At 48.7% G+C, this 7,596-nt stretch carries 9 protein-coding genes; 8 read left to right on the top strand and 1 reads right to left on the bottom strand.

All coding sequences use genetic code 11. The features are described 5' to 3' along the window. Positions 1–104: 104 nt before the first annotated feature. Entirely contained in the window at positions 105–449 is a 345-nt protein-coding gene (locus tag TCARDRAFT_RS12920; RefSeq protein WP_040683436.1) for an IS110 family transposase, read from the bottom strand. Positions 450–858: 409 nt separating this feature from the next. Between TCARDRAFT_RS12920 and cybH (TCARDRAFT_RS12915) the strand changes: the two genes are divergently transcribed. From cybH (TCARDRAFT_RS12915) to spo0A, 8 genes are all read left to right on the top strand, one after another. Next, on the top strand, positions 859–1,563 hold the full coding sequence (gene cybH / locus TCARDRAFT_RS12915) for a Ni/Fe-hydrogenase, b-type cytochrome subunit (RefSeq protein ID WP_007290419.1): 705 nt from the start codon (positions 859–861) through the stop codon (positions 1,561–1,563). Positions 1,564–1,769: 206 nt separating this feature from the next. Beyond that, positions 1,770–2,870, top strand: a complete 1,101-nt coding sequence (locus TCARDRAFT_RS12910; protein ID WP_007290418.1) for a hydrogenase small subunit — start codon at positions 1,770–1,772, stop codon at positions 2,868–2,870. Continuing rightward, a complete protein-coding gene (locus TCARDRAFT_RS12905; RefSeq protein ID WP_007290417.1) occupies positions 2,867–4,762 on the top strand; it encodes a nickel-dependent hydrogenase large subunit in 1,896 nt (631 codons plus the stop codon). The genes TCARDRAFT_RS12910 and TCARDRAFT_RS12905 overlap by 4 nt, the downstream gene beginning before the upstream one ends. 12 nt (positions 4,763–4,774) lie before the next feature. Further along, a complete protein-coding gene (cybH, locus tag TCARDRAFT_RS12900) occupies positions 4,775–5,521 on the top strand; it encodes a Ni/Fe-hydrogenase, b-type cytochrome subunit (protein ID WP_007290416.1) in 747 nt (248 codons plus the stop codon). Beyond that, positions 5,472–5,963 carry a HyaD/HybD family hydrogenase maturation endopeptidase gene (locus TCARDRAFT_RS12895; RefSeq protein ID WP_007290415.1) on the top strand — a complete coding sequence of 164 codons (492 nt, stop codon included), beginning with the start codon at positions 5,472–5,474 and terminating at the stop codon, positions 5,961–5,963. The genes cybH (TCARDRAFT_RS12900) and TCARDRAFT_RS12895 overlap by 50 nt, the downstream gene beginning before the upstream one ends. Beyond that, the gene (locus TCARDRAFT_RS12890) at positions 5,947–6,327 is read left to right on the top strand and encodes a hydrogenase expression/formation C-terminal domain-containing protein (RefSeq protein WP_007290414.1); all 381 of its coding nucleotides are present in this window, start codon (positions 5,947–5,949) and stop codon (positions 6,325–6,327) included. The genes TCARDRAFT_RS12895 and TCARDRAFT_RS12890 overlap by 17 nt, the downstream gene beginning before the upstream one ends. A gap of 95 nt (positions 6,328–6,422) precedes the next feature. Further along, positions 6,423–6,608: a CC/Se motif family (seleno)protein gene (locus tag TCARDRAFT_RS16440; RefSeq protein ID WP_408643056.1), complete on the top strand. Its 186-nt coding sequence runs from the start codon at positions 6,423–6,425 to the stop codon at positions 6,606–6,608. Between the two features lie 162 nt (positions 6,609–6,770). Next, on the top strand, positions 6,771–7,541 hold the full coding sequence (spo0A, locus tag TCARDRAFT_RS12885; protein WP_007290413.1) for a sporulation transcription factor Spo0A: 771 nt from the start codon (positions 6,771–6,773) through the stop codon (positions 7,539–7,541). Positions 7,542–7,596: the final 55 nt, after the last annotated feature.

Below are 7,596 nucleotides of genomic sequence, written 5' to 3'. Positions count from 1 at the left end.
CGGGCCCTGGCTAAGCGCTGTAAACCAAGACGGCTCAGTAAAGTAAAAGGTGAGGTAAATGGCCAGAGCGGAGCTTGGATGCAATGAACCAGGCATCCACACGGTCATTCTTGGGAGCGTCGAGGTAGTGTGATTTCGTTAAAATCCCTAATCAGGCTTGGATTGAAAACATATACCTTGGTTTCAGGGCAATCAAACGATAAATGATGTTGCAAATACATGGCGACATGAGTGGAATAACAACCTGTATGTTCCAAGCCAAAGAGGACTTGATCAAAACCGTGTTTATGGACAAGAGAGACAATGCGGTCCTGGAATTCTAAGATGCCAGGACGGTTGTTGGCAACGGAAAAACGACACAAAGGCCGTTTTTCTTCCTGAAGTGTTAAGCAACAAACAACATTGTCCTGACTGCTTACATCAATTCCGACAAACAAGGGAGATGGCATAGGAAACACCTCCTTTCAAACAGGATGAGGATGTCTACGGTCCTGGGATGTCCCTGGGAAACCCATGAACGACAGCCTTGCGTGCTATTGGAATACACCGGAGGCCACCGGTGCACAAGCCTTCCTCTGCTGGCGGAAGGGGCGGCCGAACGGGAAACATTCAGCGTGTAGGTCTATACCATGGGGCCAGGGGAACACTCTTACTGTGGAAGAACCCTTCAAGAGGGGCAACAGGGGGAAACGGAACATTCCCTTGGTAGACATCCACCTATGGCTATTTTCCCAAAGACATCCCAGGACCGTAAAGAGATTTTGAGGATGTTTCATTTTCAAAAATAAAGAAGAGCAGCTTTGGTTGATTATGTTAATCAACTGGTCGCTACTCTTAATATACAAGGTGGGGATAAGGGTGAAAAACCCTGTCAAAAGCGTTGACGCCTATTATGTTTTCAGCGGCGCCTTGCGTCTCTTTCATTGGGTCATGGTTCCCGCAATAGTAGTCCTGTTTCTTACAGGACTGTACATCGGCAATCCCTTTTTCATCGGAACCCAGGGCATCGAAGCAACATTTGCCGTCACTAACATCTTGTCGATGGAGTCCATGCGCTATAACCACTTTGTGACCGCCTATCTACTAACCTCATCCCTAATTCTGCGCGTATACGGTTGGATTATTAACAAAGGCGACAGGTTGCTGCCGCGGTTTTGGACCCGTCATTTCTGGGGAAGTTTTGTCGACACGACGCTGCATTATTTGTTCCTTAGACCGCAGCACCGTCCCTACCTGCGCAACTCGCTGGCCCGGACGGCCTATCTTGCCGTATATATAATGATATTGCTGGAGATTATTACCGGTTTTGCTATGTATAGCATGATTGACCCTAACAGTTGGGCAGCTAAAGTTTTCGGCCCGGTAAACTTTCTCTTTGTAAACGAGTATGTAGTCCATCTTATTCACCACTATACGGCCTGGCTGATCGTGTTATTTGTTATTGTTCATTTATACATGGCATCCCGCGCCGATTGGATGGAGAAAGGCGGCGAGATATCGGGCATTATTTCTGGGGTCAAATTTTATGAGGAAAAGCCGGAAGATTTAAGCGATATTCAATAAAAGCTAAGTATGTTGAGCGGGGTACACCTGTCGGTGTGCTCCCTAATTTTTTGTGCGAGCGTGGCAAGAAATAACATTTACCTATAGCTGTATAATTAAGTTTGCAGTTCATTGGAGGAATATTCCGTGCTAACATAGAAATCAAAAAGCTGCGCACAAGGAAATTACTTTTTTGTTAGTTAACAAAATATGGGAGGGGTGTTACCGTGGACAAAAAGGACTCCTTATGGGACTTATTTCAACAGAAAAATTTGAGCCGGCGCACATTCCTTAAGACGTGTGTAGCTATTACCGGGATTCTGGGATTATCGCCAGCAATGGTGCCGGAAGTAGTGGCCGCGGCGGAAAAGAAGCCGCTTGTGCCGGTAATTTGGCTTCACGGGCATGAGTGTACCGGTTGCGATGAGGCGTTTATCCGCTCGCAATCGCCGCTGGCTTCTGATGTAGTGCTGAACATGATCTCGCTGGAGTACAGCGATACTTTAGCAGCAGCTGCCGGTGAACCGTTTGAACATCATTTGGCTGATATCATGACGAAATACGCCGGAAAGTACATATTGGCCGTAGAAGGTGCCGTGCCGCTCGCTGATGAAGGAATTCACTGCATGGTTGGCGGTAAAACCTTTATCACGGCTTTAAAAGAGGCGGCAAAAGGCGCTGCCGCCATCATTGAGTACGGCTCCTGTGCCGCCTGGGGCGGAATTCAGGCGGCTAAGCCGAACCCGACCAAGTCGGTTTCCATTAGCGACGTACTAGGCAGCAGCATTCCGATTGTAAAAGTGCCTGGTTGTCCCCCCATTCCGGAAGTCATGACCGGCGTGGTGATGCATTACGCCCTGTTCGGGCAACTCCCGCCGCTAGATAGTAAGGGCCGACCGAAACAGTTTTATGGTAATCGTATCCATGATACCTGTTACCGCCGACCGTTCTTCGATTCCGGCATGTTTGTCGAAAAATTTGACGATGCCGGCAGCAAGGCTGGCTGGTGCTTGTACAAAGTAGGCTGCCGTGGTCCGGAAACTTATAACTCGTGCGGCAACATGCGGTGGTGGAACGGTTTGTCCTACCCCATTCAATCGGGACACGGCTGTATTGCCTGCAGTAGTAATAATTTCTGGGATAATGGCCCTTTTTATGAGCGTCTGCCCAATATTCCCGTACCCAATACTATTGCCAATGCGGACAAGGTGGGCATGGTGGCAGCCGGCGTTGCGGCGGCCGGAGTTGTGGCGCACGGCCTCTTATCCGCCGTCCAAAAGCGGAGCAGCCATAGTGACGATAGTGAGACAAGGAGGACACAAGCATGAAGCGAATAGTTGTTGATCCCGTTACGCGGATTGAAGGCCACTTGCGCGTAGAGCTTAAAATAGACGAGACTTCCGGTAAAGTGGAAGATGCTTTATCCAGCGGCACTGCCTGGCGGGGGATCGAATTGATTGTCCGAGACCGCGATCCCCGTGACGCTTGGGCTTTTGTGCAACGTATCTGCGGTGTTTGTACGACTGTCCATGCTCTCACGTCATTGCGCGCCGTAGAAGATGCGCTGGGGATAGAAATTCCTAAGAATGCCAACTATATCCGGAATATTATGGCTGCCACCCAGACGACGCAGGATCACCTGATCCATTTTTATCATCTCCATGCCTTGGACTGGGTAAGCCCTGTGGCGGCGCTCAAGGCAGACCCAGCCGCAACCGCGTCACTGCAAAACGTAATTCTCGAGAAATACCGCTTAACTTTTAGCGGGCCGATGGATTTTGATTTTGATGCCTATCCGAAAGAATTTCCCAAGGCGACGACGCTGTATTTTAAAGAAGTGCAAAATAAGGTAAAAAAGATAGTGGAAAGCGGGCAGCTTGGCATTTTTGCCGCTCACTGGTGGGATCACCCTGACTACGATATTTTACCGCCGGAGGTACACCTTTTAGCGGTAGCCCACTACCTTAATCTGCTGGACAAACAACGGGAACTGGTTGCTTCTCATGTGATTTTTGGCGGGAAAAATCCTCATCCGCATTATATCGTTGGCGGGATGCCCTGTTCGATTTCTATGAATGATATGAATGCTCCAGTCAATACCCAGCGCTTGGCTGTTGTCGATAATTCTATCAACCTGGCGCTAGCCGCGGTTAACTTCTTCTACTTGCCAGATTTGCTTGCTATCGGTCACATTTACGCCCAAAAAGGTTATGTTGACGGCGGCGGTCTGGCCAAAGAGCGTGTCCTTGGCTACGGGGATTTTCCTGATGAGCCTTATACCGGCATCGCTAACGGTGATTTTCACAAAAAGTGTTTGCTCCGCTGTAACGGTGTGGTGGAAAACTTTGCGGCCGGTGTGGCAGGAGCCAAGTTTCATAACCTGGAAGGCAAAGATTACGGCGATCCCAACATTCTTGCCGAGGGAGTCGAACATTCCTGGTATACTTATCCCGACGCCAGTAAAGACTTACACCCGTGGGCAGGTGTTACTAATCCGCATTACACCGGTCCGAAAGAGGGAACCAAGACCAATTGGAAATATCTCGACGAAGCAGGAAAATATTCTTGGCTCAAGACGCCGAAATGGCGCGGCAAGACAGCGGAAGTGGGTCCCCTTGCCCGCTACATCATCATTTATACTAAAGTCAAGCAGGGCATCATAAAACCAACCTGGGCGGAACAGTTTGTCGTTGACCAGATTGACACTGTATCGAAAGTGCTTAATCTTCCGCCGGAAAAATGGATGCCGTCGACGCTTGGTCGTACTGCCGTCCGTGGTTTAGAGGCACAACTTTACGCCTATATCAATAAATATTACTTCGATAAGCTAATCCGTAACATTCGCGCTGGCGATACGACGGTAGCCAACATGGCTAAATGGGAACCTTCTTCCTGGCCCAAAGAAAGCAAAGGGGTGGGGCTCCATGAAGCTCCGCGCGGCGCCCTAGGCCATTGGGTCATTATTAAGGACGGCAAAATCGCCAATTACCAGGCGATTGTCCCAACCACTTGGAACGCCTGTCCACGGGATAGTAAGGCGGGGTACGGGGCGTATGAGGCCAGCATGATTGACACGAAAGTCAAGGTTACTGACAAACCGTTGGAAATTTTGAAGGTAATCCACTCTTTTGACCCCTGTATTGCTTGCGCCACCCACCTTTATGATGCAGCGGGCAAACAGTTGTCCGTTGTCCATACCGACGCCTACTGTCGGGTGTAAGGAGGGACGGTCATGAAAGAGGGATCACTTAAACGGTATAAGATTTATAGCCCCTTCCTTCGTATCTTTCACTGGGTAATGGCCGGCTCTATCGCCGTTTTATTTGCAACCGGCCTGTATATCGGCAACCCGGCGTTCAGTGGCTACCAGGGGACAGAGGCTACTTATGCTGTGGGTTACATCTTTTCCATGGAGACCATTCGTTTTATCCACTTTAGTGCAGCTTATTTCCTGGTTGCGGCCTTGATTTTGCGTATATATGGTTTTGCCGTTAACAAGGGCGACCGGTTATTGCCTAAATTTTGGACGAAGCTCTACTGGGAAGGTTTGGTCGACACGTTTCTCCACTATATCTTTCTCCGTCCGCATCACCGGCCGTGCTTGCGCAACTCTCTGGCCCGCACCGCCTATTTGGTAGTGTATGTTCTTATTCTTCTTGAAATTGTCACCGGTTTCGCCATGTATTTTATGATTAATCCTAACGGCGCGGGGGCAAAGTTATTTGGGCCGTTTAACCATTTATTTATTGACGAATACGTCGTTCATCTTATCCACCACTATGTTGCTTGGGCCATTGCCCTTTTCGTGATCGTTCATGTATATATGGCCATCCGCGCTGATGTGATGGAGGAATGCGGAGAAGTATCAAGCATGATTACCGGTACTAAATTTTTTGCCGAAGAACCAATCGACTTAGGAGATATTGCTGATGAAACAAGTGACCGTGTTGGGCATCGGGAACATACTATTGCGGGATGAAGGGTTTGGCGTGAGGGTAGTAGAAGAACTGCTCCGGCGCCATACTTTTCCTCCTTATGTGCAGGTTCTTGACGGCGGTACTTTAGGCATGGAGCTACTGCGCTTTTTAACCGGCACCGACAGGCTCATCATTATTGATGCCATAGCAGGCGACGGCCCGCCCGGCACGCTGTACGAGTTTAAGGATCAGGCGGTAAAAAGCTATTTTAGGGAAAAAGTCTCCATGCACGAATTGGGGATTCAGGAGGTACTGGCTAGTCTTGAAATTCTTGGCCAACCGATAACGGAAATAACGGTGTTCGGTGTTCAGCCGGCTTCCTTGGACATTGGTTTAGACCTGTCTCCGCCGGCGGTAGCGGCGATAGACCCTGTGATTGCCCGGGTAGTCCGGCAGCTTGAGTCTTGGCAGGTGGAGGTTGTCAAAAATGATGCAGCAAGCTAACATCTCAGCGCATGCACGGGCCGTTTTGACTGAAATCGCTGCCGCACTTGAACGTTTTGCCCGTACTGGCGAAACGCATACTTTGTTCATTAATAAAATGGGCTTGACGCAGGCCGACAGGGAAGCTATTCATGCCTTTCTTGGCCAGGGAACAGTCAGAGTACAGCTAAATGACACGGCTGAACCGGCCGAATGGTTGGAAACTGAAATTGCGGGCGTATGGTACGGTGTTTTTTACGACGCAAGCCGGAGACCGGTTTTGGAAACGATTGAGATTAGCGATTTCCCCAGGGTAGCGGCCGCCCAGCCGGAAGATATTGCCGCAAAAAGCGCCGAATTGCGGCGGCGGCTGACCGAACTATGATTCAGATAACTGATCAGGCCCGCGATTATATTTTGCAAAAAGGCGGCGCCGTCCATATTTTCGAGGTGCAGCGCACTGCCCTCTGCTGAGGCCGAATCAATCTTGGCCCGTCCGTGCGACTGGGCCCGCCGAAAAACTGTGCCGATTACGAGAAGCAGGCTATTAATAGTATAGATGTCTATATTCCTAAAGGATTTTCCTGTCCTTTTGCGCTTACCATCGAGGTAGGCAGTTTCTTTGGATTTAAAACACTGCATATTGACGGTTGGAAACTAATTTAAAACACCGGGCTAGCCCGGTGTTTTTTGTGTATGTGAGGATGGTATGGTATAAGGGAGAATAAAATTCCGCCATTTTGCTGTATTTTTTTTTCCAAACAAGGAAGGAAATGGCCGGTGTTTGTCGAATGAAATTTACATATCATGCATAGGGAGGATACATTGATGCAAAGGGAAAGGATCAAAGTGGCGATAGCGGACGATAACCGCGAGTTTTCAGAGATTATGCAAGAGTTTCTTAGCCAGCAGTCCGACATTGATTTGGTAGGCGTAGCGTACAACGGCGAACAAATTTTGTCCATCATCGAGGAAAAGAAGCCTGAGGTGGTTATTCTTGATATAATAATGCCTCATTTGGACGGTATCGGCGTACTCGAACGTATCGGACAAGCAGGCGGAAAACGGCCGAAGATTATCATGTTAACCGCCTTTGGTCAAGAAAGTATTACTCAGCGGGTTGTCGAGTTGGGGGCCGATTACTATATTCTTAAACCATTTAATATGGATGTACTGGTCAGCCGCATCCGGCAGCTGGCTAGCATGATTACCACGCAGCGGTCGGTTGTAGCCCAGGCAATAAAAGCGCGTCCTATTGATATAGAAGTAACTAATATTATCCGCGAAATCGGTATTCCGGCTCATATTAAAGGGTATCAGTATTTGCGCGATGCGATTATGATGATTATTAACGAAATGGAGCTTCTTGGCGCAGTCACGAAAGTACTATATCCGATGATCGCTTCTAAGTATTCTACTACTCCCAGTCGCGTGGAGCGTGCCATCCGTCATGCCATTGAGGTAGCCTGGAGTCGTGGCAATATGGAAATGATTAACAAATTGTTTGGCTATACTATTAAATGGGAAAAAGGTAAGCCTACCAATTCCGAGTTTATGGCTATGATTGCCGATAAACTTAGAATAGAAATGCGGGCCTAATATTTTTAAGCCACCTTACGCGGTGGCTTTTTATGTTGTGAGTCATTGTAGTATG

The sequence above is a fragment of the Thermosinus carboxydivorans Nor1 genome (assembly GCF_000169155.1).
GTDB lineage: Bacteria > Bacillota > Negativicutes > Sporomusales > Thermosinaceae > Thermosinus > Thermosinus carboxydivorans.
This window is presented reverse-complemented; position numbering and strand designations above follow the sequence as displayed.